22 protein-coding genes are annotated in these 23834 nt (G+C 63.4%); 14 read left to right on the top strand and 8 right to left on the bottom strand.

Translation table 11 applies throughout. The annotated features are described in order from the left end of the window. The first annotated feature begins 21 nt into the window (after positions 1–21). The 4 genes from ACSFBL_RS27645 (at position 22) to ACSFBL_RS27630 (ending at position 4244) form a co-directional block, all read left to right on the top strand. On the top strand, positions 22–936 hold the full coding sequence (locus ACSFBL_RS27645; RefSeq protein ID WP_435519087.1) for a serine O-acetyltransferase: 915 nt from the start codon (positions 22–24) through the stop codon (positions 934–936). Next, on the top strand, positions 933–1202 hold the full coding sequence (locus tag ACSFBL_RS27640; protein WP_435519021.1) for a helix-turn-helix domain-containing protein: 270 nt from the start codon (positions 933–935) through the stop codon (positions 1200–1202). Before ACSFBL_RS27645 ends, ACSFBL_RS27640 begins: the two co-directional genes overlap by 4 nt. 64 nt (positions 1203–1266) lie before the next feature. Continuing rightward, complete coding sequence (locus ACSFBL_RS27635) at positions 1267–2205, top strand: family 2A encapsulin nanocompartment shell protein (protein ID WP_435519020.1); 939 nt, start codon at positions 1267–1269, stop codon at positions 2203–2205. Positions 2206–2216: 11 nt separating this feature from the next. Next, positions 2217–4244: a family 2A encapsulin nanocompartment cargo protein cysteine desulfurase gene (locus ACSFBL_RS27630; protein WP_435519019.1), complete on the top strand. Its 2028-nt coding sequence runs from the start codon at positions 2217–2219 to the stop codon at positions 4242–4244. A 22-nt stretch (positions 4245–4266) separates the two neighbouring features. On the opposite strand, the gene panE is transcribed toward ACSFBL_RS27630, so the two are convergent. Continuing rightward, positions 4267–5226 (bottom strand): 2-dehydropantoate 2-reductase, encoded by a 960-nt coding sequence (gene panE / locus ACSFBL_RS27625; RefSeq protein ID WP_435519018.1) that lies wholly within the window; start codon positions 5224–5226, stop codon positions 4267–4269. A 436-nt stretch (positions 5227–5662) separates the two neighbouring features. On the opposite strand from panE, the gene ACSFBL_RS27620 reads away from it, so the two are divergent. The 5 genes from ACSFBL_RS27620 (at position 5663) to ACSFBL_RS27600 (ending at position 10577) form a co-directional block, all read left to right on the top strand. Continuing rightward, positions 5663–6655, top strand: coding sequence for a sulfonate ABC transporter substrate-binding protein (locus tag ACSFBL_RS27620; protein ID WP_435519017.1), 993 nt, complete (start codon positions 5663–5665; stop codon positions 6653–6655). Positions 6656–6772: 117 nt separating this feature from the next. After that, positions 6773–7783: an ABC transporter substrate-binding protein gene (locus ACSFBL_RS27615; protein WP_435519016.1), complete on the top strand. Its 1011-nt coding sequence runs from the start codon at positions 6773–6775 to the stop codon at positions 7781–7783. A gap of 2 nt (positions 7784–7785) precedes the next feature. Continuing rightward, positions 7786–8682: an ABC transporter ATP-binding protein gene (locus ACSFBL_RS27610; RefSeq protein WP_435519015.1), complete on the top strand. Its 897-nt coding sequence runs from the start codon at positions 7786–7788 to the stop codon at positions 8680–8682. Further along, positions 8679–9551, top strand: a complete 873-nt coding sequence (locus ACSFBL_RS27605) for an ABC transporter permease (RefSeq protein WP_435519014.1) — start codon at positions 8679–8681, stop codon at positions 9549–9551. The genes ACSFBL_RS27610 and ACSFBL_RS27605 overlap by 4 nt, the downstream gene beginning before the upstream one ends. 93 nt (positions 9552–9644) lie before the next feature. Continuing rightward, positions 9645–10577, top strand: coding sequence for an ABC transporter substrate-binding protein (locus ACSFBL_RS27600; RefSeq protein WP_435519086.1), 933 nt, complete (start codon positions 9645–9647; stop codon positions 10575–10577). A gap of 564 nt (positions 10578–11141) precedes the next feature. Here ACSFBL_RS27600 and ACSFBL_RS27595 read toward each other — a convergent pair. Next, positions 11142–11885: a hypothetical protein gene (locus tag ACSFBL_RS27595; RefSeq protein ID WP_435519013.1), complete on the bottom strand. Its 744-nt coding sequence runs from the start codon at positions 11883–11885 to the stop codon at positions 11142–11144. Positions 11886–12380: 495 nt separating this feature from the next. Here ACSFBL_RS27595 and ACSFBL_RS27590 point away from each other — a divergent pair, with 495 nt between their 5' ends. Next, positions 12381–13397: an ABC transporter substrate-binding protein gene (locus tag ACSFBL_RS27590; protein WP_435519012.1), complete on the top strand. Its 1017-nt coding sequence runs from the start codon at positions 12381–12383 to the stop codon at positions 13395–13397. A 286-nt stretch (positions 13398–13683) separates the two neighbouring features. Here ACSFBL_RS27590 and trhA read toward each other — a convergent pair whose 3' ends face one another. Then, positions 13684–14097 carry a PAQR family membrane homeostasis protein TrhA gene (trhA, locus tag ACSFBL_RS27585; protein WP_435519085.1) on the bottom strand — a complete coding sequence of 138 codons (414 nt, stop codon included), beginning with the start codon at positions 14095–14097 and terminating at the stop codon, positions 13684–13686. Positions 14098–14848: 751 nt separating this feature from the next. Between trhA and ACSFBL_RS27580 the strand changes: the two genes are divergently transcribed. Then, positions 14849–15169, top strand: coding sequence for an antibiotic biosynthesis monooxygenase (locus ACSFBL_RS27580; RefSeq protein ID WP_435519011.1), 321 nt, complete (start codon positions 14849–14851; stop codon positions 15167–15169). 166 nt (positions 15170–15335) lie between these two features. Continuing rightward, entirely contained in the window at positions 15336–15707 is a 372-nt protein-coding gene (locus tag ACSFBL_RS27575; protein WP_435519010.1) for an antibiotic biosynthesis monooxygenase family protein, read from the top strand. 256 nt (positions 15708–15963) lie between these two features. Here the strand turns inward: ACSFBL_RS27575 and ACSFBL_RS27570 are convergent, their stop codons facing one another. Further along, positions 15964–16242: a hypothetical protein gene (locus tag ACSFBL_RS27570; protein ID WP_435519009.1), complete on the bottom strand. Its 279-nt coding sequence runs from the start codon at positions 16240–16242 to the stop codon at positions 15964–15966. Between the two features lie 657 nt (positions 16243–16899). Between ACSFBL_RS27570 and ACSFBL_RS27565 the strand changes: the two genes are divergently transcribed. Continuing rightward, positions 16900–17334: a DUF2256 domain-containing protein gene (locus ACSFBL_RS27565; RefSeq protein WP_435519008.1), complete on the top strand. Its 435-nt coding sequence runs from the start codon at positions 16900–16902 to the stop codon at positions 17332–17334. After that, the gene (locus ACSFBL_RS27560) at positions 17327–18874 is read left to right on the top strand and encodes a cryptochrome/photolyase family protein (protein ID WP_435519007.1); all 1548 of its coding nucleotides are present in this window, start codon (positions 17327–17329) and stop codon (positions 18872–18874) included. The genes ACSFBL_RS27565 and ACSFBL_RS27560 overlap by 8 nt, the downstream gene beginning before the upstream one ends. 166 nt (positions 18875–19040) lie before the next feature. Here the strand turns inward: ACSFBL_RS27560 and ACSFBL_RS27555 are convergent, their stop codons facing one another. From ACSFBL_RS27555 to ACSFBL_RS27540, 4 genes are all read right to left on the bottom strand, one after another. Beyond that, entirely contained in the window at positions 19041–19331 is a 291-nt protein-coding gene (locus ACSFBL_RS27555; RefSeq protein ID WP_435519006.1) for a DUF3830 family protein, read from the bottom strand. After that, positions 19328–19609, bottom strand: a complete 282-nt coding sequence (locus ACSFBL_RS27550) for a hypothetical protein (protein ID WP_475539796.1) — start codon at positions 19607–19609, stop codon at positions 19328–19330. The genes ACSFBL_RS27555 and ACSFBL_RS27550 overlap by 4 nt, the downstream gene beginning before the upstream one ends. Positions 19610–20805: 1196 nt before the next feature. Then, positions 20806–22071 carry a cytochrome-c peroxidase gene (locus ACSFBL_RS27545; RefSeq protein WP_435519005.1) on the bottom strand — a complete coding sequence of 422 codons (1266 nt, stop codon included), beginning with the start codon at positions 22069–22071 and terminating at the stop codon, positions 20806–20808. Then, positions 22068–23633: an alkaline phosphatase family protein gene (locus ACSFBL_RS27540; protein ID WP_435519004.1), complete on the bottom strand. Its 1566-nt coding sequence runs from the start codon at positions 23631–23633 to the stop codon at positions 22068–22070. Before ACSFBL_RS27540 ends, ACSFBL_RS27545 begins: the two co-directional genes overlap by 4 nt. Between the last annotated feature and the right edge of the window lie 201 nt (positions 23634–23834).

The raw sequence follows: 23834 nt of genomic DNA, 5'->3' as shown, positions 1-23834 counted from the left end.
CCACAACGAGGAGGAATGAGCATGTCTGGATTCGAGGTCGACAAGTTGGTCGACGCGCTGCACGGCGTCCGCAACGAATGGCGTGACGCGCAGAAGCGTCCGCGCGAAGCGGCCGGCCGCGAGTTCCCATCGCGCGACGCGCTTTCCGGTGTGATCGAGCAACTCAAGGGCGCGCTCTTTCCGATGCGGCTGGGGCCGTCCGACCTGCGCCACGACGGCGAGGATTTCTACGTCGCGCACACGCTGGATGCCGCGTTGCATGCGCTGTATGAACAGGCGCGACTGGAACTTCACTACGTCGCGCGTCATGCGCCACGCCCCGCGGCGGAGGTCGATGCGCAGGCGCGCGACGCGGTGCACGCGTTCGGCGCGGCCTTGCCGGGCATTCGCCGCCTGCTCGACAGCGACGTCATCGCGGCCTACCACGGCGACCCCGCCGCGCACAGCGTCGACGAGGTGCTGCTCTGCTATCCCGGTGTGCTGGCCATGATCTACCACCGCCTTGCGCATCAGCTCTACGGGCTGCACCTGCCGCTGCTCGCGCGCATCGTGGCGGAACTGGCCCATGGCCAGACCGGCATCGACGTCCACCCCGGCGCGCGGATCGGCAGCGGCTTCTTCATCGACCATGGCACGGGCGTCGTGATCGGGCAGCGCGTGCGGGTCTACCAGGCGGTGACGCTCGGCGCCAAGCGCTTTCCGGCCGATGCGCACGGGATTCTCCAGAAGGGCCTGCCGCGCCATCCGGTGGTGGAGGACGAAGTCGTCATCTACGCGGGCGCCACGATCCTGGGGCGCGTCACGATCGGCCGCGGCGCGGTCATCGGCGGCAACGTATGGCTCACTTCGGACGTTCCGCCGGGCGCGAGCGTGACGCAGGCCGGCGTACTGAACGCTGCGCCCGCCGGCGAGGCTCTCGCGGTGTCGGTCCAGTGAATGCGCTGGTCGAGCGCTTCGGCGTGACGGTGCGCCAGCTGAGAGTGCAGAACGGCTGGTCGCAAGTGCAGCTGGCGGAACGCTCGGAACTCGATCGCTCCTATGTCGGCGAGATCGAGCGAGGGCGGGTGATCGCCTCGATCGTCACCGCGGAGAAGCTTGCCATCGCGCTGCAGCTCGATGTGGCGGCCTTGCTCTCGCACAGTCAACAGCTCGACGCGCATCGCGCCGGCCAGCTCATCAGTTTGGCGGCTATAGCCCGTTGAGGGAAAACCCGAATCTTTCGACACTGGCCTCCAACCCTTTTCCTGAACCACGGAGTCTTCACCCATGACAGCAACAGTCGGCGGAACGCACGCTCTCGGCGACAGCGCCGCACGCCAGCTAGCCAATGCCACCAAGAGCGTTCCCCAGCTCGAGACCATCAGCCCGCGGTGGCTCACGCACCTGCTGCAATGGGTTCCGGTCGAGGCCGGCATCTACCGCCTCAACAAGGTCAAGAATCCGGAGTCGATCCAGGTCGTCTGCACCGCGAAGGAAAGCGAGAACCAGCTGCCGCGCACCTGGGTGGACTACGAAGAGCATCCGCGCGAGTACTACCTGAACGCCGTCAGCACCGTCCTCGACGTGCACACGCGCATCTCCGACCTCTACAGCAGCCCGCACGACCAGATCAAGGAGCAACTCCGCCTCACGATCGAGACGATCAAGGAGAACCAGGAGAGCGAACTCATCAACAACCCCGACTACGGCCTGTTGGCGCAGGTGACTGACGAGCAGCGTATCTTTCCGCTGACCGGCGCGCCGACGCCCGATGACCTGGACGAACTGCTGACCAAGGTGTGGAAGGAGCCTGCCTTTTTCCTGACCCATCCGCTGGCGATCGCCGCCTTCGGCCGCGAGGCCACGCGTCGCGGCACGCCGCCGCCGACCGTGAGCCTGTTCGGCTCGCAGTTCATCACCTGGCGCGGCATTCCGCTGATTCCGTCCAACAAGGTACCGGTGGCCGATGGCAAGAGCAAGATCCTGCTGCTGCGCGTGGGCGACAAGCGCCAGGGCGTGATCGGGCTGTTCCAGCCGGGGCTGGCCGGTGAGCAGAGCCCGGGCCTGTCGGTGCGCTTCATGGGCATCAACAACCACGCGATCGCCTCCTACCTGATCTCGTTGTACTGCTCGCTGGCGGTGCTGACCACCGACGCGCTGGCGGTGCTCGACGATGTCGAGGTCGGCAAGTACCACGACTACACCGTGCTCGACACCTACAAGTAAGAAGACGCACGGTGAGTACGTCCGACTTTCAGCCCGGCCTGACCGGGGCGCCGTTCGATCCGGCGGTGCTCGCTCGCCTCGCGACGCAGCTCTTCGCTGCGCTGCCAGGCGAGGTCGCTGCGCCGGCCGGTCTGCATTCGGCCGGAGGCTTGCCAGGCACGCCGCCTGCGGGCTTCGCGAACGTTCCGGTCGTTCCGCCGGGCGTGCAGGCGCCCGCCAACATCGCGCCCCCGGGCTCTCCGCTGGTCAGTCCCGCGGGTTTCGGGCCGAGCGTGCCGGGCACGCCGATCCCGCAAGGGCAGGTCCCTGGCACCAACCTGATACCGGCCTCGCCGACGCAGGTGCTGTCGCTCGGCAACCGGGCACCGGCCCTGCTGCCGCACGCCACCTCCGCCAACGGCGTGCCCGACCTGGTGACCAGCACCGTTCCCGCCTACGAGCCGCGCTTGGGCAGCGGCTTGCTCGGCGTGCCCGAAGCGCAGGCGGCTTCCCCCGGGCAGGCCGCGTCGCATGCGTCGCCGTTCTACTTCCTCGATGACACCTACGGGCAGCCATCGGCCGGGGGACGTGGCACGGACGGCACGCTTCGCGTGCACGATGAACTGGCGAGCTATTCGCTGGTCCGGCCCGCCGGTGGCGACCTGCACGGTCGCCCGCAGGCCTCGCCGCCGCTTGACGCCGCGTTCGCCGCTTCCCCGTCGAGCGAGCCCAAGTACTACTTCGTCGATTCCGTGCGGCTCACCAACGGCTACGTCACGCCAGCCATGCGGTCCCCGCACGACGATGTGCCGATAGCGACCGCGGGCCAGCGCCAGCCCTTCGACGTGAACGCCGTGCGGCGAGATTTCCCCGTGCTGCAGGAGCGCGTCAACGGCCGCCAGCTGGTGTGGTTCGACAACGCAGCGACCACGCACAAGCCGCAATCGGTGATCGACCGGATCTCGTACTTCTACGAGCACGAGAACTCGAACATCCATCGCGCAGCGCACGAACTCGCCGCCCGCGCGACCGATGCCTACGAGGGCGCACGCGAGCGGGTTCGGAAGTTCATCAACGCGCCCGATGTGAACGAAGTCATCTTCGTGCGCGGCACGACCGAGGCGATCAACCTGGTGGCCAAAAGCTGGGGCGGCCAGCACGTGGGGGAGGGCGACGAGATCATCGTCTCCCACCTGGAGCATCACGCCAACATCGTGCCGTGGCAGCAACTCGCTTCGGCCAAGGGCGCCAGGCTGCGCGTGATCCCGGTCGATGACTCGGGCCAGGTGCTGCTCGACGAGTACCGCAAGCTGCTCAACGACCGCACGAAGATCGTGGCCGTCACGCAGGTCTCCAACGCGCTGGGCACGGTGGTGCCGGTGAAGGAGATCGTCGAGCTGGCGCATCGCGCCGGCGCGGTCGCGCTCGTGGACGGCGCGCAGTCGGTCTCGCACATGCGGGTCGACGTGCAGGACATCGGCGCGGACTTCTTCGTCTTCTCCGGCCACAAGGTGTTCGGCCCGACCGGCATCGGCGTGGTCTGGGGCAAGCGCGAAGTTCTGGAAGACATGCCGCCCTGGCAGGGCGGCGGCAACATGATTGCCGACGTCACCTTCGAGAAGACGGTGTTCCAGCCGATCCCGAGCAAGTTCGAGGCGGGCACCGGCAACATCGCCGACGCGGTGGGGCTGGGTGCGGCCATCGACTACGTGAACAAGGTCGGCATCGAGAACATCGCGCGCTATGAGCACGAGTTGCTGGTCTACGGCATGCAGCAACTCGGCGCCATCCCCGGCGTGCGGCTGATCGGCACCGCGGCGGAAAAGGCCAGCGTGATGTCGTTCGTGCTGGACGGCTACACCACCGAAGAGGTCGGCCACGCGCTCAACGACGAGGGCATCGCGGTGCGCACGGGACACCACTGCGCGCAGCCCATCCTGCGACGCAACGGCGTGGAGACCACGGTGCGGCCGTCGCTCGCCTTCTACAACACCTTCGACGAGATCGACCGGATGGCGGCCGTGGTGCGCAAGCTGGCGGGGCAGCGTCGGACCGGCTGAGGCCCGACGGCCGCCATCGCGCTCAGGCGACGAGCCGATGCGCCGGTTGCGCGTCGGCGGCATCCCGCGCGCGCCGGGCCTCATAGCTGCGCAGTTGTGCGTAGGCCAGTGGCAGCAGGACCGTGTCGGCGGTGGACCAGCGCCCGCGCCGCAGGAAGTCGCCGAGGATGTGATCGGCCTCGATCGGGGCGCCACGTTCGATGTCCTTCAGCAACGAGGCGGTCAGGGTCGAGCCCGGCGCCGTCACCGTCGCGCGCGTGCGACCCACGGCTTCCGCGCTCGGAGGGAATCCGTTGTGCGCGGCGATGCGGCTGCATTCGTTCAGCAGTTCGAGGGCCACGTCCTGCGCGCCCGCCTGCACGATGTCGCCCACGCTTGCGCGCATGAGGCTGGTGGCCGCAGCCAGCGTCGCGATGTGCACCCATTTCTCCCACATGGCCTGCAGGATCCTGTCGCTCGGCCGGCTGTCGAAGTGGGCCGATGCGAAGGCGGCAGCGATGGCGTCCACGCGTGCACTGCGAACGCCGTCGAGTTCGCCGAAGGCCAGCGTGTGGTCGCGGCTGAGGTGCAGCACCGCGCCGTTCTCGTCCAGCGCGGCCGAGATCACCCCGAGGCCACCGAGTACCCTGCCGTAGCCGAAGCGTTCGGTCAGGCGGTCCAGATGGCGGAGGCCGTTGAGCAGCGGGAGGATGGCGGTCCCGGGGCCGACGGCGGGCGCGAACGCGGCGATCGTCCCTTCGAGGTCGTACGCCTTGCAACCGACGATGACGAGGTCGTAGGGCGTCTTGACCTGATGCGCGAGCACGGTCGGTGGCGACGGCAGGTGGATGTCGCCCGCGGGGCTGTGGATGCTCAGGCCGCGTGTCGCCAATCGTGCGGCGCGCGGCGCACGGACCAGGAAGGTCACGTCCTGCCTCACCTGCAGAAGCCTGCCGCCGAAGTAACCGCCCAGGGCGCCGGCGCCCACCACCAGAATCTTCATCGATCATCCTTTTCGAGTCTGTCGGCGTGCAGCGTAGGTACGTTTCCTTCGCTTGACCACGAAGGTTTCTGCATGTGCTCATGCGGTTCGTGCAGGGCATGCAAAGAACGCATAAGCAAGCGCGTCTAGCGAATTCGACAAAGGCTTTGCCCCCGCCTAAGATGAAGGCCATTCCTCATTGAGGGGCCGCGAGGCCGTTCGTCGGGGTCTTGGCCTGAGGCCTGCACCGAAGAGGTGAAGGCGAATGGCGGCAGGGTGTCTCCTCGTCGTTGAATGACGACGTTCACGGGTCTTCGGGCCCGTTTTTCTTGGGTCCCCATGCCAAGCGAGCCTGTCGGTTGATTTGGCTATATGCACCTGATTTAACGGTCGTTCCACTTCCGCGCAGCGCTTCGGACAATCGCGGCCGTCTCAGTCGACGCCACCAGGATCTCCCATGCTTTCAGTCTGCGACACCTCCCGACGTTCGCTGCTCTCGCTCTTTGCGCTGCTCGCCTGCGCTGCCATCCTGCTGGCCGGCGTGCTCGCCCCGGCCCCCGCCCATGCGCAAGCTGGCAAGGGCGAGCTTCGCATCGGTTATCAGAAGTCGGCGAGCCTCTTCGTGCTCCAGAAGGCCCAGGGCACGCTGGAGAAGAAGCTCGCACCACTCGGCTTCGGCGTGAAGTGGGTGGAGTTTCCGGCAGGGCCACAACTGCTCGAAGGCCTCAACGTCGGCGCCGTCGACGTGGGCTACGTGGGCGAAGCACCGCCCATCTTCGCGCAGGCCGCCGGCGCGCGCTTCGTCTACTTCGGCTACGACCCGGCCGCACCGCGCGCCGAGGCGATCCTTGTCACGAAGGACTCGCCGATCCGGTCGGTCGCGGACCTCAAGGGCAAGAAGGTCGCGCTCAACAAGGGCAGCAACGTGCACTACCTGTTGGTGAAGCAACTCGAGAAGGACGGCCTGAAGCTGAGCGACATCCAGCCGGTGTACCTGGCGCCGGCCGATGGGCGTGCCGCCTTCGACAGCAGGAACGTCGACGCCTGGGTCATCTGGGATCCCTTCCAGGCCGCCGCAGAAAAGGCCACCGGCGCGCGCGTGCTCGCCGATGGCACACCCGACGTGGTCAACAACTACCAGTTCTACCTGGGCGAGCGCGGCTTCGTCGCGAAGAACCCGAAGGTCATCGATGCGCTGTTCGAGGACTCCGTCGCGCAAGGCATCTGGCTCAAGAAGAACCTGCTGCAGGCGGCCGAACTCATCGCACCGTTGCAGGGCCTGCCGGTCGACGTGGTCGAGCTTGCGCTGCGCCGCTACGAGTTCAACGTGAAGCCGATCACGCCGCGGGTCGCAGCCGACCAGCAGAAGATCGCCGATACCTTCTTCGACCTGAAGCTGATTCCCAAGGCCATCCGGATCAGCGACGCCGTGGTCGTGGACAAGCCATGAGCGTGTCGTCTCCTCAGACGAGTTGCTCATAAGCAAGCAAGAAATCGTTCGTTCTCGATAACGAACCCGGCACCTACATTCGCCGCTTGGATTTTTTCCGCTCCATGGATTCGCTTGATGAACCGTTTCACGAAAAGGGTCGCGACGCTGGCCGCCAGCCTCGGCCTGCTATTGGGTAGCCTTGCTGCGCACGCGGAGGGACAGATCCGCATCGCCGAACAGTTCGGCATCGTCTACCTGCTGCTCAACGTGGCGCAGGAGCAGAAGCTGATCGAGAAGCACGCCAAGGCGGAAGGCATCGACGCCAAGGTCGAATGGGTCAAGCTCTCCGGTGGCTCAGCCGTGAACGATGCGCTGCTTTCCGGCAGCATCGACATCGCGGGCGCGGGCGTCGGCCCGCTGCTGACGATCTGGGACCGAACCAAGGGCCGCCAAAACGTCAAGGGCGTGGCATCGCTTGGCAACTTCCCGTATTACCTCGTCAGCAACAACCCGGCGGTGAAGACCATCGCGGACTTCACGGACAAGGACCGCATCGCCGTGCCCGCCGTCGGCGTGTCGGTGCAATCGCGCGTGCTGCAACTGGCCTCGGCCAAGCTGTGGGGCGACAAGGACTTTGCGCGGCTCGACAAGATCAGCGTCGCCGTGCCACATCCCGATGCCGCCGTGGCCATCATCAAGGGCGGCACCGAGATCACCGGCCACTTCGGCAACCCGCCGTTCCAGGAGCAGGAATTGGCTGGCAACCCGAAGGCGCGCATCGTGCTCAACTCCTACGAGGTCCTCGGCGGTCCGGCATCGGCCACCGTGCTGTACGCGACGGAGAAATTCCGCAACGAGAATCCGAAGACCTACAAGGCCTTCGTCGAGGCGCTGAACGAAGCCGCGACCTTCGTCGCCGCCAACCCCGAGAAGGCGGCCGACATCTTCATCAAGGTCGGCAACGTGAAGACCGACCGCGATCTCCTGCTCAAGATTATCAGGAACCCCGAGGTGCAGTTCATGACCACGCCGCAGAACACCTACGCGCTGGCCGACTTCATGCATCGCGTCGGCGCGATCAAGAACAAGCCTGCATCGGTGAAGGACTACTTCTTCGACGATGCGCAGAACGCCGGGGGCAATTGAGCATGCGCTCGCCGGCTCTTCGTTCCGCCGGCCTTGCCGCATCGCCGTGGCGGCGTCGCGTGAATTCGCCCGCTCCTTTGGCACATCGTCCGGATGCGCAGGGTGCAGCATCCGATGCAGCCGCCGCACTGTTGCAGGTCGACGGCGTGAGCCTCGAATACCGCACGCCAGAGCGCGTGGTGCGGGCGACCCACCGCGTCAGCTTCGATGTCCATCAGGCGGACCGCTTCGTGCTGCTCGGCCCGTCGGGCTGCGGCAAGTCGACGCTGCTCAAGGCCATCGGCGGATTCATCGCGCCGGTGGAAGGCGAGATCCTGCTCGATGGCCGGGCCGTGGTCGCACCGGGGCCGGACCGCATCGTCGTGTTCCAGGAGTTCGACCAGCTTCCGCCGTGGAAGACGGTGAAGCAGAACGTGATGTTCCCGCTGCTGGCCTCCCGGACGCTGGGCAGGAACGAGGCTGCCGATCGGGCGATGCACTACCTCGATAAGGTCGGGCTTGCGCCCTTCGCCGATGTGCATCCGCACCAGCTCTCCGGCGGCATGAAGCAGCGTGTCGCGATCGCCCGTGCGCTCGCGATGCAGCCGCGCGTGCTGCTCATGGACGAGCCCTTTGCCGCGCTCGACGCGCTGACACGCCGCAAGATGCAGGAAGAGCTGCTCGAACTCTGGGAGGAGGTGCGCTTCAGCGTGCTCTTCGTCACGCATTCGATCGAAGAGGCGCTGGTGGTCGGCAATCGCATCGCCTTGCTGTCGCCGCATCCGGGCCGCATGCGCGCGGAGATCAACAGCCACGGCTTCTCGCTCGAAAGCCTGGGCGGCACGGAATTCCAGGCTGCGGCGCAGCGCATCCATCGCCTGCTTTTCGAAGATCCGCATGAAGGAGCGCGGGCCTCATGAGCTGGGTCATCGAACCGCCGGTGCGGCCCGAGTACGAGCGCCGGCTCGAAGCCTTCACCGAAGTGCCGGTCGAGCGGTCGCTGCCGCTTGCCACGCGCCTGTGGTTGCAGGGCTGGTTGCGCAAGGGCGTGATCCTGCTGGCGCTCGCGCTGCTGTGGGAAGTCGTGGCGCGCTGGCAGGACAACGACCTGTTGCTACCGACCTTCGTGGCGACCGCGCGTGCAGTGGTCGAAGGACTCGCCAGCGGTGAACTCGTCGAGAAGGTGCGGGTCTCGCTGGCCGTGTTGCTGCAGGGCTATGTGGCCGGCGTGCTGCTGGCCTTCGCGCTCACCACGCTGGCGGTGTCAACGCAGGTGGGCCGCGATCTCCTGGACACGCTGACATCGATGTTCAACCCGCTGCCCGCGATCGCGCTCCTGCCGCTGGCGATGCTGTGGTTCGGCCTCGGGCGCGGGAGCCTCGTCTTCGTGCTGATCCATTCGGTGCTGTGGCCCTTGGCCCTCAACACCTATGCAGGCTTCCAGGGCGTGCCCGACACGCTGCGCATGGCAGGCCGCAACTATGGCCTGAAAGGGCTGCGCTATGTGTTGCAGATCCTGGTACCGGCCGCCTTGCCGGCGATCCTTTCGGGACTGAAGATCGGCTGGGCCTTCGCATGGCGCACCATGATCGCAGCGGAGCTGGTGTTCGGTGCGTCGTCGGGCAAGGGCGGGCTCGGCTGGTACATCTTCCAGAACCGGAATGAGCTTTACACCGACCGCGTGTTCGCGGGACTGGCGCTGGTCGTGCTGATCGGGCTGGCGGTGGAGAGCCTGGGCTTCGCCACGCTCGAACGCCTCACGGTCCGCAAGTGGGGCCAGCAGCGCTAGACGGGCCGCGTCCTTGCCGCTGCAATGCGTTTGCAGTATTCGAAATCTGTATTTGGTCGTCGGACGCTTACTTGATATCTTCACCGCCCGCTCATCGCGACCTTGCTCGCCACCGCTGCATTGCTGCCGATACTCAGCGCCCATGCCGACCAGCTTGCCGACATCAAGAAGCGGGGCGAACTCGTGGTCGGCGTGCTCGGAACGGACGAGCCGGCCGCCTTCATCGATCCCAAGACGCGCCGGATCGTCGGCTATGAAGTCGACCTGGCCGAGGCCATCGCGCAGAAGATCGGCGTGAAGCCCGTGCTCAAGCAGATCGCGGTCGCAGCCCGCATCCCGGAACTGCAGCAGGGCCACGTGGATCTGGTCGCTGCCGGGCTCACCCACAACAAGGAGCGCGAGGCGCAGATCGACTTTTCGCTGACCACCTTCGTCACCGGCCAGAAGGCGATCGTGAAGAAGGACAGCGGCATTGCCGAGGTGCCGCAGCTCGCGGGCAAGAAGGTGCTGACGATTCGCGGAGGCACGCAGGAGCCCAACCTGCGCAAGGCCGTGCCGAGCGTGGACGTGGTCACCTTCGACACCAGCCAGCAGGCCTTCCAGGCGCTGCAGCAGGGCAAGGGCGTGGGCTACGTGGACGACGAGGCGGCGCTGTTGCGCAGCTATGCCAAGCTCGGTCCGCAGAAGGCGCAGTACGTCGTGCTCAAGCAGAACCTCAGCACCGAATCGCTGGCGATCGGCATCAAGAAGGGCGAGCCCGCGCTGAAGGCCGTGGTCGACGACACGCTGCGCGATCTGGAGAAATCCGGCCAGGCCGAGAAGATCTTCTTCAAGTGGTACGGGCCGGACACCGCATCGGGTTTCCAGACCCGCGACTTCCGCTTCGAGACCGACAAGATCAGCGCCCTGAACCCCGCTGTGGACTCGGTCCGCGGTTTCCTCCCCCGAGGCTTGTGCGACACCTGCCCTCCGGTCGTTCGTGCATCGCTCAGCGCCAGTCTCCGGGCAGGTATCTCACGACCCTAAACAGAGCCGGACAGTGAGCCGTGCCCCGGAATTCACGAGAAAGCGGACGTTCGTGACGCGCATACGACCGCTTGGTTCAGGGGGCAGTTGCCCTGGAAGCGCATGCCTCCGGGCAGAAGCTTTCAAGGGTCGACTTGCGGCTTCTCGGGAAAGCCCGCAGCGTCAGACCGAGGTGCTCCCTGCAGATGCCTTGGAGAAGGCTTCCCGTTCCAAGCATTGCGTTGTACGCCAAGGTCGCGGGGGCGCCTTTGGCATCCGATGTTCGAGACATGGTGGGGATGTCCCAGTTGTGCATACAGAATCCGCCCGAGGTGAACATGCCGCTGCAATCGACGCAAGGCCGGCTGCCGTGGACAGTGACCATACCGTGCAAGCGTGCGTGATCTTGGTGTTCATCGCCCTTGGCGACGACAGTTAATGCACGCATTAGTTGCGGGCACGCGTTCCCTCTGTCCAGCGACGAGTGTCGGCCGACCTCTTGTCCATCCTCTCGGGGAAAACGCGCAACGTTTCCACGGCCCGGCCGAAGCAGTCCGGCTGGCAGCGGACGTGAGTGACTGAGGCCTACTGATTGAAGGTGCACTCCGGCCGGGCGCCCGCATACTGCTCGGGCGAACCGCGCGCCAGCATTTCGCAAATGTCCTTGTCGCGCGCTTCAACTTCAATGACGGGGAGCTCCTTGTCGCTGACGAGTCGAATGGTGTACTTCATGTCCCGGCTTTGGGATGCGTCGGCGCAGGCGAAGCGTGCGCTCCCATTGCCCTGTGGCGAAGCAGTACTGCGAATCTTCTCGAACTGACGGCAGTTGGCCTCGGTGCCAAAGTCCATCTGAGCGAACGCGACACTGCCTCCATCCAGGACCTGGAAGAAGCGCTTTCCTTTTACGAGGTCCTGTGCGAGCTGACAGCCTTCCTTGTCGACTTTGACACCCTGTGTTCCCGAAAGCGTTCGCACCCAACCTGTGCAGAGCGCACGGTTGAACGACTTGAGTTGGACCGTGGCGCCTGAGGCGTCTGTAGCCTTGAGGGAATACGGCAGGTTCTCGCTCTGGTCCACGTTTTCGCAGTCCGCAGACTGTGGGCTAGTCGCCGCTAACTTGTTTCGTAGCTCATTGCGCAGTCGGAAGCAAGCAGCTGGAGTGACTGCATCGATTTGCGTGTACGCCAAGCCGAAATCGCGCAGCACGAAATACCGCCCAGTTCCGCTTTTGACGCCACCGCTGGGAAGCGCCCCGGGGCCTGCTGTTGGGCTCGCGCAGCCCGAGATGCCGACGATGATGGCGAACAGCGCGCCAGGCCAATGTTTCACTCTAAGCCCCTCCAGGTGGTCGAGCGCTGTACGCGCACATGCGAGTCGAACTATCGCAGACCGGCACCCTACTTTGGAGGGGCATGCTTCGATTTGTGGCACTGCGGCGTCAACCTCATCACGATTGGGTAGTCTGGCCGCGTGCCGGGGCGAACAGAGCAGTCGTTCGATACTTTGAGGGCTCGGTCGACAGCGGGCAACCGGGGGACTATGACCGCAATACCTTGAGACCTGCAGTCGACACCAAGGCGACCTTTGCTGTTGAGCGACTGGTGCCGACCCCACAGCGTGCATTCACCCTGCGGCAGGGAAGGACCGCGACCGCTGCGGAGCGACAGTTGCAGCATCTCGTTCAACTTCGATCTCCGCTCTTCTTCGGTTGATTCGTGTTGGCATAGGCGACGCGCCGGCGCTCTTCGGGTTCTGCCAGAATTGCGGCAGCGTCGGGTCCGGCGATTCGCTGGATGTTTACGCCGGCCTGAATAGAGGGGATCAATGTCGGCCTTGGCATTCAACACTACTCCCACGCCGCGCCTAGGGCGCCGCGCGTTCACGAGTGCCATCGGCTGCGCGACGCTCGTATTGCAGTTCGTAAACGCGCAGCCTGCAAGCAAGGTATTTCGTGTCGGCATGCTGTGGTTGACCGACCCCAACCTTCCCAGCGGTCAAAAATTCACCGAACTCACGAAGCTGGGGCTCGTGGAAGGTGTGAATGTGGTGATTGACTCGCGGGCGGCGGCCGGTAGCGCATCTCGTCTGGATGCCGCCGCGGCAGAACTTGTGGCGCTCAAACCGGATGTCATCGTCGTAGTGAGTGGGACAGCCGGGGCATTCGCAGCAAGAAGGGCGACGACGACCATTCCTATTGTGTTCTACCTTGTCAACGATCCGGTGAGCTCGGGGCTCGTACAAAGCTTGGCGCGCCCCGGCGGCAACCTGACTGGCAACGCGATCTTCTCGAAACAGCTAGATCTCAAGCGATTTCAGTTGCTGACCGAGGTGGTCGGCAGTACGGCCGACATCGCCGTGATTGACATGAGCTTCGGAGAGCCCTTCAAGAGTGAATTTCTGCGCCTGAGGCCTGTGCCAATGGCCGGTCGAACGTTCCGCACGGAGTTCTTCGAGGTGAAAGAGGCGACCGAATTTGACGCAGCATTCGAACGAATCTCCCATGAAGGCTTCAACGCTGTTGCCATCAACCAGTTCCCACTTGCGTCAATCCATGAAGCACGCATTGCTGATCTGACCGCACGCTACCGCCTGCCGGCAGTTGCCGATGGCAGGAACTTCGCGGAAGCGGGCGTGTTGCTGACCTATACGACCGATACCTCCGAACTCTGGCCACGCACCGCCCAGTACGTCCGCAAGATCTTGAGCGGCGCCAGGCCGGCCGATCTCGCGGTCGAATTGGTTTCGCGCTACGAGTTCATCATCAATTTGAGGACCGCTAGGAATTTGGGAATCAAGGTGCCGCAATCCGTGCTGGCCCGCGTGAGCAGATCCATTGAGTGATTGGGTCGCATAAGGCGTCTCGCGCATGACACAGGGTGCCAAGTCGCCGAGCTGGACCAGTGGCTTGTTGCATCAGGTCAAGTTTCTGGGCCTCCTGTGATGCGGCGGCAGATCCTGCCTACGGTCGAGATCAGCCGACATATTCGAGTAAGCTGTGGTCAAAAACCCCATATAAATCAATGACTTATCGCATACAATGCGTTTTATGTCAAATAGTTGATCGCGGCCTTAAGGCCCATCGCGGCGGCGAGAAATTCTTAGCCGAACGCATCCACAATCGAATTTTCTAGCAAATCCGACCACAGGTAGGGGACTGGCGCCAGCCGCGGCGATTTCGATAGAACACGGTGCCAAGCGAATAGCAGGCTGCGCCTGCCAGGAGCTGGGCCAGGGCGACTCTGTCCAGCGCCGCGATGACCGGGGCCGCTGCGAGCACGGCCAGCCAGCCCATGGCCAGGTACCTTTGCAAAGAAGGAGGCGTGCCTTGTTCGAGGCGGATTTCCAGTGCAGCGCCCGACATGGAAAGGGTGCACATCGCACCGACCAGGGTTGCTCCCCACCATTGGCCCAGTGAAACCAGGCCGAACGGCGTGCCGGCAATCACCAGGTAGATCGCGCAATGATCTGCTCGTTCGCCGGACCCTGGGACGCGCGATAAAGCGTCGAAGCTGCGTACAACAGAACCAGCGTCAGGACGAATATTCCCGCAGCCGCGCCGCGCCCCCCGTCCCCGGTGTTAGCGATAGCACCAACCAAACAGGTGGCTATAGCCATTGAAGCGTTCTCCGTCGGATGCGGAGGCGCCGCGCGAGATTGGCAGTGGTGATCATGACTTCGAGCGGGGGTTTAGGCGATGACCGCCGTGGCCAACACTCGGTCCTGTTAAACAATTCGGCGCCTGGTCAACCGTGACCGCCTGGAGATGCCCATGCCCATGAAGTTGCTCGCCGTGATCGCCTCATCTCATCTCCCGAAGGTGATGAGCCTTGCTTGATGACCCCGCCGCCCGCCTTCCGCCCACGCAGGCTGGAGCATCGCGGTGGCGGCCAAAAAGACGTCCAGGGCTTTGCGTAGACGCCGAACCTCTGCCTCCGAGTCGCTCAGCAGCCGAGAGGACTCTTGCTGCTGAGGGTGCAGTCGAGGGCGACGCCAAGTCCGTCCCAATGCCGCACTCTCGCAAGACTGGCCGGTTGTCGCCAAATGTCGCCGAATGTAAGCCCGGCATGGCATGAGAGGATTGCCCAGTCGCTTTGCCCTGGCCGAGGCAGCGCGCGCGGGTAGCCGCGCAACTGGAGTCGTTTATCAATGCCCTATCTGGAACCGGCAGTACCCTGCTATGTGCGCTAACAGACGGTCTGCGCCTCTTTCGGCTGATACGCTCGAACTGCGCTACAGGTCGTCGAGGCAAGTACCGGCTGTGGACGACTATCAGCAAAGCCCAGGAGATCAATATGACAGGCATCACCACCATTGTTCACTTCTCGCTGCCGAAAGAAAACATGAACGAGCTGCTCACGACTTGGCGTAAGACCCGAGACATTATGCCGAAACAGCCCGGGGCGCTTGACGGCGTCATGCATCTCACTGTGGACGGTGATAGCCCATTTCAGTTCGTCAATGTTGCACGTTGGGAAAGCGCAGAAGCACTTGAGAATGCCCGGAAGGTTGCTGCGAAAGAGCGGTTGAACGGCGGCGTCGACGTGATGGAAGAGATGCGGCGGCTGGGCGCGACCATTTCCCAGAATAATTATATCGAAGAGGCCAAATATTGAGGCCAGCCCATGCTGGCAGCATTGCGTGTTCGTGCCGGCGAACTAGCGCCGCCGATGTCGGGCAAACAGTGTCGGCGGCTGACCAAAGGTGTCCGCAGCGCCATTATTGTAGAAAATTGGGCGTGACTACCCCCCGGGCAACCCCGACTCATAAAGGACGAACGCCATGCTTCAGCTCAAACCACTTGACGAGAACGTGCCCATCCTTCAGCAGCTCGATACTGAGGCTTCGCCGGTCGTATTGCTCAACATGTTCCAGGTCGCGAAGGAAGACATCCCTGCTTTGCTCAAGGCATGGGAAACGGATGCAAATTGGATGAAAGCGCAGCCCGGCTATATCTCGACTCAGATGCACCAAGGAATCGGAGGCAGCACAGTTTTCATCAACTATGCTCTCTGGGAGTCAGTAGCGCACTTTCGCGCCGCGTTCAGCGATCCGAAATTCAAGCAGGCACTGGATCACTACCCTTCTTCAGCCGTGTCATCGTTAAACCTCTTTAAACGTCTCACCGTGCCCAACCTGTGTGTGGGGCCGTGAAGACGACTGGTCGTGGCAGAAACAGTCTGCGGCCATTAACGAGCGCGGCCTGAGGATGTGTTGATGAATGGGCCCTTGGCCTCGATCGAGCAAATTTGGCAAACGTCCGTCGAGCATGGGCTGCGAAACTATTGAATTTTTTGAAGCCGACGGCGACTTTCTTGCGTCCTTGGTAATTGAGAATGAGGCCGCCGGCCTTTCGGTCATCGTTAAAATTCGGGGCCATCCCATCCCGGGAAATGCGATGCAAGTCATTTCAATCCTCTGGTGCAGGTCGAGACTGCGACCACGGGCGCACGGCGAACAACCACCTCAGACAATGCTGCACCTGCCGATCCGGATCCAGGCCGAGCACACCCTCGCTGTCGTAGAACAGCCCCACGGGCGGGCGCATCTCCAGTTCGCCGCGGCGCGCCTTGTTCAGGATCCCGCCTTGCAGGCGCGCGCGCAACACGTGCAGCTCGGCCTCGCTCATGGTGCCCTTGAGTCCGAGCAGCAGGCGGTCGTTGAAGTGCGCCGGGTGCTCGATCGGCATGAACGAGCGATGACTACCTCTGTCGATCCACTCCCAGCCGAAAGCGGGTCAGCAAACGGCAAGCCTCTTTCTGGACCGACACCGTCCACTCCGACGGGCTTACGCCATGGATCCCTGCACTGCCGTTCCCCCATTTCCGCATCCCTTTTCATCGCCCGGTTGAACTTCGGGTCGATGTTGACCCGTCAACGACGGACCGCGGCGAGTCGCTCGCGGCCATTTACGATCGCATTCATACGCCGGGCGACCACCTCCACAGTCTTCGCGATCCACCTCTCAAATTGCGCGTCCGGAAGACGGACGGCGTGTCTACGCATACGTCGAAGACGTGGAGCGGCGATGTCTTGCAGGCTGCACAGTCTTCATCAGACTACTGGTCAAAGTCGATCGTCGTGCGGATGCGAGGCATTCAGCAAAATGCGACACGAAACGACGCAGCCTTGCTCATTCAGCGCGCAGCAGTTTGCGATGACGGGAGAATGCACGTTTCAGAGCCGGGGCGACGGCAGAAGAGACTGCGGAAGGGACCGCGGCCGGTCGAGCACCATCCCCTCCGCCGCATCCGGCCGGAACGGCACTCAAAGTTGAGAACGCGATGCTTTTTCTTGCGAAGTTCGTCGAGTTTCTCAATTTCACTCTTCGCTGTTGTCTTCAGACATGGTTTCGCCCCTTAAGCTCTGGCCGACGGTTCGAAGCGGCCCCCAGCACGCGGGTCGCCTCGCTCCCGGGCAAAGCGATTATTTCGAGGTCATTGGAAATAGCCATGAGGCTCGCGCATGGTTGCGATCTACGTCGCGTATGACCCACCCAAAGCGACCGTTCGGCGGCATCCGGCCGAAGCATCGTCGCTACACTGCGCGAATGCCGAAGTCGCGCAGTGCCCGATTGCAAACGGATCCATTCGAGTCGACTCGCCGGCGCGCGCCGGACACCGTGCCCATGGCTGCGCGGCAACATTGCTGGCCCTTTTCCAGCAAGGCCTGCGTAAACTGCGGCCCGCCCTTGTGCTGGCGCCGCCGCTGGACCCGCAGCTGGGGCCAGGTAGATTTGTGCTTCGGCGCCTGTCGGAACGCAGAGGCTGCCGGTGGCTGAACTGCGCCACCTCGTGCTGGTTCTGGGCGACCAGCTCGACCTCGACGCGGCGGGTTTCGATGGCTTCGACGCCGCCCGCGATTCGGTGTGGATGGCCGAGGTGGCTGAGGAATCAACGCACGTATGGTCGAGCAGGCCGCGCATCGTGATGTTCCTGGCGGCCATGCGGCACTTCGCGCAAGCGTTGCGGTCACACGCTGCCGGCCGGACCTTGCACTACACCCGGCTGGACGACAACGCCAACCATGGCAGCGTACGGGCCCAACTACACGCCGACATCGAACGCCTGCGCCCCGCCGGCTTGGTGATGACTGCCCCTGGCGACTGGCGCGTGCTGGAGGAAGTGAAAACCGTGGCGCGGGCGAATGGCCTGCCATTGGACATCCGCGAGGATCGCCACTTCTACTGCAGCGTGCGCGAATTTGCAGCCTATGCGCGCGGGCGCAAGTCGCTGCGCATGGAGTATTTTTACCGCGAGATGCGCAAGCGCCATGATGTGTTGATGGAGGGAGAGCATCCCGAAGGCGGCCAGTGGAACTTCGACGAAGACAACCGCGAAGCGTTCACTAGCAGCGGGCCGGGCACCGTGCCACCGCGCGCGGTGTTCAGGCCCGATGCCATCACCCGCGAGGTGATCGGGCTGGTCGAAGTGCGCTTCGCCTCTCACCCCGGCCGGGTAGACAGCTTTGCCTGGCCAGTGACGCGTGCGCAGGCGCTGGCGGCCCTGGAGCGTTTTATCACCGAGCGCCTGCCGCTTTTTGGCCGCTACCAGGACGCGATGTGGCCCGGCGAGCCATGGCTCTACCACGCGCACCTGTCGGCTGCATTGAACCTGAAGTTGCTGAAAGCCGGCGAGGTGGTTGATGCCGCCGTGGCCGCGTACCGCGCAGGCGCGGCGCCGCTCGCCAGCGTGGAAGGCTTTGTGCGGCAAATCATTGGCTGGCGCGAGTACGTGCGCGGCATCTACTGGACTCGCATGCCAGGCTACGCTGAGCTCAACAGGCTGGACGCGCGCGAAGATTTGCCCGCCTGGTATTGGACCGGCGCGACCGACATGGCCTGTCTGGCCGATGCGATCCGGCAGACTCTGCAGCACGGCTACGCCCACCACATCCAGCGCCTGATGGTCACCGGCCTGTTTGCGCTGTTGTATGGCGTGCAGCCTCGGCAGGTGCACGCCTGGTACCTGGCGGTTTATGTCGACGCAATCGAGTGGGTGGAGCTCCCCAACACCCTCGGCATGAGCCAGTACGCCGACGGCGGCCTGATGGCGAGCAAACCCTACGTGGCCACAGGCAAGTACATTCAGCGGATGAGCCCGCACTGCCAAAGCTGCCGCTACGACCCCGCGCAGCGCACTGGCGAGAAGGCCTGCCCTTTCACCACGCTGTATTGGGACTTCCTGATGAAGCACGAATCCGCGTTGGCCGGCAATCCGCGCATGGCCCTGCAGGTGAAGAACGTGGCGCGGCTGCACGACACAGAGAAGCAGGCCGTCCGCGATCGCGCAGCCGCCATCCGCAGCGGCGAGGTCTCGTGACCATGCGCGACATCCTCTCCATCACCGCATGCATTTTGGGCCGACACACTGCCCCGAACTCAGCGCTGGCTTCGCCGCTTCCAGCCAGCCAGCCGATCGGGAACAGCAGACGCGCCCCCGGCCCGTAGAACACCCCCACATCGAAGATCGGTGCAGGTTTGCCGCCCTACATGCGCGCAGGAACGTAGGCAAGGACCAGATCAACCGGCTGCGGCGTGAGCGTCGCGCTCTCTGGTGGCAGGGCGCGCGCGTTCGCTTGCGGAGCGAGCATTTGGGTCGGAATCGGGCACGAGATCTCGGGGCCGGTCCACATCTCGTGGATCGCGGGCATCTCGCGGGGCTCGCTCAGAAAGTCCCACAGAAACGCCGTGTTGTCCGGGGCCTGTGCGCCGCTGAGAGTGAAGTGGGCGTGCAGGCCCGAAGTGGCTTCGGTGAGGAGCAGGGTGCGATCGTTCATAGTTTGCTGGCGGAGTTGGGCGCAACGGATTGGGCCGCCGCTGTTGGGGGATCCTCGGCATGCAGGAGATCGATGAGCAGGTCAATGGTGAGCTGGATGTCGGCCTCCATCGCGGCCCGGGCGGCGACGGCATCCCCCTTTTCGAAGGCCTCCACGAGTTGATAGTCGGTCCCGTTCTTCTGGAATTCGCTGGTGGCTTCGGTCTCGATGAACCGGGAGACAACGCGCATGTACGGCCCGAACTGCAGCCACAGGCTCTCGATCAACGGCGGCAGCACGCTCGAGCCGGACGCCGCGTAGATGGAAATGGAACTCCTGGTTTTTCTCTAGGCTGGTGTAGATGCCGTCGTGCTCGGTGGTCTGTTTCGTGTTCGACGATCAGGCGTTTCAAGTGACGCAGCGTGGCCGCGTCGAGCCCTGAGGGCCATCTGCGTCGCCAAGCCCTCCAGTGCGAGGCGCGCCGTGCGCAGCTTCGCCTAACTGACGGCCGGAACTTGGATCGTGCCGTTGGGTTGCGCACTCAAGCCGTTCTCGGCAACGAGCTTAAACGGTCGTGTTCAAGCCGCAAAGCCGAATGTGGCGTCGCAGCGCGGAACGTGTCTATGACTTTGCTACACCCGGCTTCATGAATTTACTGTGAGGGACTGCGGCTTGTTGAGGGTGGTTGATCCGTGTTGTGGTTGGTTGATCCACGCCGCGGTGGGCAGTACGGGCGGTTGCGGGCACGTGCTCTTGAAGCGCTTCGGACGAGCATCGAACGCGGCATCGAGGGTGGCAGCTGGCGCCCGAGTGACGGTGTGCGGTGTTGTACCAGGCGAAGAATATTTGGCAGTTCGCGCGCGTCCTCGATGCAGCCGAAGCGCGCTGGGAAGTACGGCCGGTATTTCATCGTCTTGAACTGCGACTTCGAGAAGTGGTTGTTGTCGCGACGTGGGGCCTGCTGTGGCTCTTGGCGATGTGCGGATCAACCAGCAGCGCGGCCACCAACTTGGAGCGCATGCTGACGCCTCGATCAGCGTGCAGGGTCAGCATACCCGGCTCGATGGCGTGACGCCGCAGGCGTCGGCGATGAGTGCTCGCCAATTCGGCATTCTCGCGCTCCGGAATTCCCCCGGCGTGCGGCGCTACTGAGGCCTTGCCTGAGCCTCGCGATCCGCATCGCTCGAGCCGCGCGTCACGTTCTGATTGAGTGCTTGCGCCGTGTAGATGGCCTGTTGCTGCATCCCCACGGGGTCCACGACAGATATGAAGGGCTCGACGCCACGCGATCTGCGAGTGACATTCTGGTTGGGCGCGTGAGCGGCGGCGATGGCCTCCGCTTCGACCTCGACGCAACTTCTGCAGGGTGGCGTGATGCGTATCGCACCGAACCGGCGGACGCCCGTTGCAAGAAAGAACTTCGATAGTTCGGTTCAAACGATCTCTACCGTGATGACGCCCTCTCGCCGCCGCCTCATCCATCACGAACTTCGACTTACTTGAGCGGAGATGACGGCCTAAGTGGATTGGCGCCCGGCGGCAATACGTAGCCGTCGTTCAAGGTTTTCAGGAACACGACCACGTCCTGGATATCCTCGTCGGACCACAACGGCTTGTCTCCCCTCTTTTGTGTCAGTGGAAGGTTGATGTGGTCGACGTTTTTCTGAAGTTCCGCTGGCAGATCATCGAACTGCTGATTGCCACCTGGATTCGGATACCACTTCTGCGGTTTGGCATCGCGCTCAACGTAAAAGCGCAGGGCCTCTTCGAGGCTATGAAAACGCCCATTGTGAAAGAAGGCGCCGCGCGTTGACACGTTGCGCAGTGTCGGTGTCTTGAACAAGCCGCAATACTTTCTTTCCGCACTCTGGTTGGTGCGCACCGGGCCGCACAGTCCGAGGTCGTAGTACTGGGGGTCCGCGTTGGCCGGGATTTCCGGATTGCGCGGCACGCCAAGGGCTTCGAAGCTGAAGTCGGTGAGCAGCGGGTGCGCACCGTTGGCGCCGGCTTCGATGATGTGGCAGGCCATGCAGTTGCCGTTGTCGCGATCCTTGAACAACCTCAGGCCGCGGGTTTCCTGGGCGCTCAGCTCGACCTTGCCATCGAGATAGAAATCAAACTTGCTGTCGTACGGCTGAAAGCTCGGGTCATCGAGCTGAAAGCGCTGCAAGGCCTCCCCCAGCGCAGCGAGTGCCGCGTCCGGACGGGATAGGATGTCTTCGCCGAACACGTTTCGAAAGCGCGCAGCGTAATTGCTCTTCGACAAGCGATGCGCGATCGCCGCGGCATTCACGTTGGCCATTTCATTGGGTGCCAGCATCGGAAAGACGGCCTGCGCGGCCATCGTGTCGAAGCGTCCGTCCCAGGTGAATCCGCCTACTGGCACGTGATCGGTCTCGGTCATCCGTTCGCGTGGATTTCCGATATAGGTATGGCTCCATAGCGGCGTTCGTCGCAAATAGCGCAGCGAGGGCACGGCGCGCGTGCCGGCATCTTTCATGTCGGCACCGCCCAGTTGGACGGCCAGCGAATTGGGCGGCCCGTAGGCGTGGTCGGGACTGTGGCAAGTCGCGCATGACATGCGCCCCGACGCAGACAGGGAAGCATCGAAGAACGCCAGTCGTCCAATCTCGACCATGTCCTTGTTGGACGGCGCAGTGGCCACGGCCTCTGGTTCGGGGCCGCGGCTGCAGGCGGCCATGCAAAGCACGAGCGCCACGGAAACGGCGGTCCTTGCCACCTTGTCACCCAGTCCCTTCATTGCAGGCTGGTGAAGATATCGGTTCCAAAAGGAATCAGGTTTTTGTCGTCGGCGTAGCCCAGGTGCTCCTTGGTCTGGAAGATGTCCTCCAGACTCTTCAGCAGGGAGTAATGGTTGTACTGCACGTCGCTGACAGTGCCCGGCTTGATCCACTTTGACAGCAGCACCGCGCCGGTCCGATCCCCGCCCACACCCACATAGTGCAAGTTGTAGCGCAGGTTTGCCCCGGCCGGAATGAATTGATCGCCAGGTCGCGTCACGTTGGGGCCGGCTTGTTGACCGCAGCACGAAGCACCGGGGAGATTTAAGGTGACCGTCGTCATGTGGGTGACCGGGTCGGTCGTCTGACCGGTCGGTACGATGTCGGCTGACTCGTCGAAGTTAATCACAATGAGGCCGTCCTTCTGGTAGGCAGGCGAATTCTGAATGATCGGAACCCATTTCTTCAGGAATGCATCGATGGACGCCAAGCCGCCCGGGGCGCCATTTACGCAGCCCTTGCCCGCAGTGCCAGTGCCGTCGCCGTCATGGCCGTCATCACACAGGTTGGGTGTGACGAACACGAAGTTGGGCGTGGTGTCGATCGACTTCAGGTCCTTTTCCAAATTGGCGTCCAGGTTCACCACATGCTTGTCGCAGTAATCCTGGTCGTCGATGATCGAATGGAAATACACGAAGGGATTGTGGCGGGTCGCGTACTGGTCGCCCTTCGGCACATCGGCAGTGGGCGCCTGAGCCGATTGCGTGTTGTCGATCGCGCCGATCTTCGGATGACCGCAGGTGACCGATTCACGCGTCGGGTCGTTGCCCATGTCACCCATGTAGCCCTTCCAGGTCACGCCGATCGTGTCGAGCTGGTTGGGGAGCGTCTTCACTTCCTTGGGATAGACGCAGCCCTTGCCGTCCTTGGTCTTGAGCACCTTGGGATTCGCGAAGTCCCAGCTGTCCGCGACGACGTCGTTGAAGCCCTGGAAGCAATCGCTCTCCGTCTCCTGGGTGGACGGCTGCCCGCTCATCATCGCGATGTAGTTGTCGAGGCTGACGTGGCCCGTGCCGTAGTACTGGTTCAGTAGCGCACCCTTGGTCGCGAGATCCTTTAAGTAAGGGTCTTGCGTGCTGGTTCCGAAGGTATCCGCGAAGTTTTTGTTCTCCATCGTGAGCACAAACACATGCTTGATGGATTGTTGGGTGACGGGCTGCGGCGCTGGCGGCTGGGTTGCAGGCGCGGTTGAAGCGGGCTGCTGGCCCGCAGCCGGAGCTGCCGCTTGTAGAGCCAGCGCTGTCAGCGCGTCGTTGTTGTTTCCTCCGCCACCGCATGCGCTGATGATGGCGACCGTTGCAACTGCGGCGATGGAGGTCAGGGCGCACGCAACGCGGCGCACCGTCCAGCGCTTGATGAAGATTTTTTCGAACATCCGGAAATTCCCCGTAAGGCGGGTCAGCAGCCGGTTGGCATCGACCCATGCAAATAAATCGGGCCGAAGCCCACTTGGCGTTTCAAGGGTAAGAAAGCCGTGTGACTGATCCGTGACATTTGAATCCATGAAGTGGATCGTCACCATTCGCAATCGGCATGAACTCTTGATTCGAAACGTATCACTCAACCGAAGTCTCCGTGTCGCCAAGACCAAACGCGACCCTAGCTAGGGCTGGCGATTGGTGGCAAAGTGATCGAGCACCTTGGCCCGTCTGAGCTGCATGTTGGTGATCTCGCCCCGGGAGCTCAACCCGAACGAGATGGCCACTGCCGATCTCAAAGGCGG

This window comes from Variovorax glacialis (assembly GCF_051216375.1).
Taxonomy (GTDB): Bacteria; Pseudomonadota; Gammaproteobacteria; order Burkholderiales; family Burkholderiaceae_C; genus Variovorax.
This window is presented reverse-complemented; position numbering and strand designations above follow the sequence as displayed.

Excerpts from the sequence above, each read along its gene's own strand:
- ACSFBL_RS27605 (WP_435519014.1), top strand. The coding sequence starts at position 8,679 with ATGAGCTGGGTCATCGAACCGCCGGTGCGGCCCGAGTACGAGCGCCGG.
- ACSFBL_RS27570 (WP_435519009.1), bottom strand. The coding sequence starts at position 16,242 with ATGCCGATCGAGCACCCGGCGCACTTCAACGACCGCCTGCTGCTCGGA.
- ACSFBL_RS27620 (WP_435519017.1), top strand. The coding sequence starts at position 5,663 with ATGCTTTCAGTCTGCGACACCTCCCGACGTTCGCTGCTCTCGCTCTTT.
- ACSFBL_RS27580 (WP_435519011.1), top strand. The coding sequence starts at position 14,849 with ATGACAGGCATCACCACCATTGTTCACTTCTCGCTGCCGAAAGAAAAC.
- ACSFBL_RS27555 (WP_435519006.1), bottom strand. The coding sequence starts at position 19,331 with ATGAACGATCGCACCCTGCTCCTCACCGAAGCCACTTCGGGCCTGCAC.
- ACSFBL_RS27565 (WP_435519008.1), top strand. The coding sequence starts at position 16,900 with ATGGTTTCGCCCCTTAAGCTCTGGCCGACGGTTCGAAGCGGCCCCCAG.
- panE (WP_435519018.1), bottom strand. The coding sequence starts at position 5,226 with ATGAAGATTCTGGTGGTGGGCGCCGGCGCCCTGGGCGGTTACTTCGGC.
- ACSFBL_RS27635 (WP_435519020.1), top strand. The coding sequence starts at position 1,267 with ATGACAGCAACAGTCGGCGGAACGCACGCTCTCGGCGACAGCGCCGCA.
- ACSFBL_RS27545 (WP_435519005.1), bottom strand. The coding sequence starts at position 22,071 with ATGAAGGGACTGGGTGACAAGGTGGCAAGGACCGCCGTTTCCGTGGCG.
- ACSFBL_RS27645 (WP_435519087.1), top strand. The coding sequence starts at position 22 with ATGTCTGGATTCGAGGTCGACAAGTTGGTCGACGCGCTGCACGGCGTC.
- ACSFBL_RS27575 (WP_435519010.1), top strand. The coding sequence starts at position 15,336 with ATGCTTCAGCTCAAACCACTTGACGAGAACGTGCCCATCCTTCAGCAG.
- ACSFBL_RS27540 (WP_435519004.1), bottom strand. The coding sequence starts at position 23,633 with ATGGTGACGATCCACTTCATGGATTCAAATGTCACGGATCAGTCACAC.
- ACSFBL_RS27590 (WP_435519012.1), top strand. The coding sequence starts at position 12,381 with ATGTCGGCCTTGGCATTCAACACTACTCCCACGCCGCGCCTAGGGCGC.
- ACSFBL_RS27610 (WP_435519015.1), top strand. The coding sequence starts at position 7,786 with ATGCGCTCGCCGGCTCTTCGTTCCGCCGGCCTTGCCGCATCGCCGTGG.
- ACSFBL_RS27615 (WP_435519016.1), top strand. The coding sequence starts at position 6,773 with ATGAACCGTTTCACGAAAAGGGTCGCGACGCTGGCCGCCAGCCTCGGC.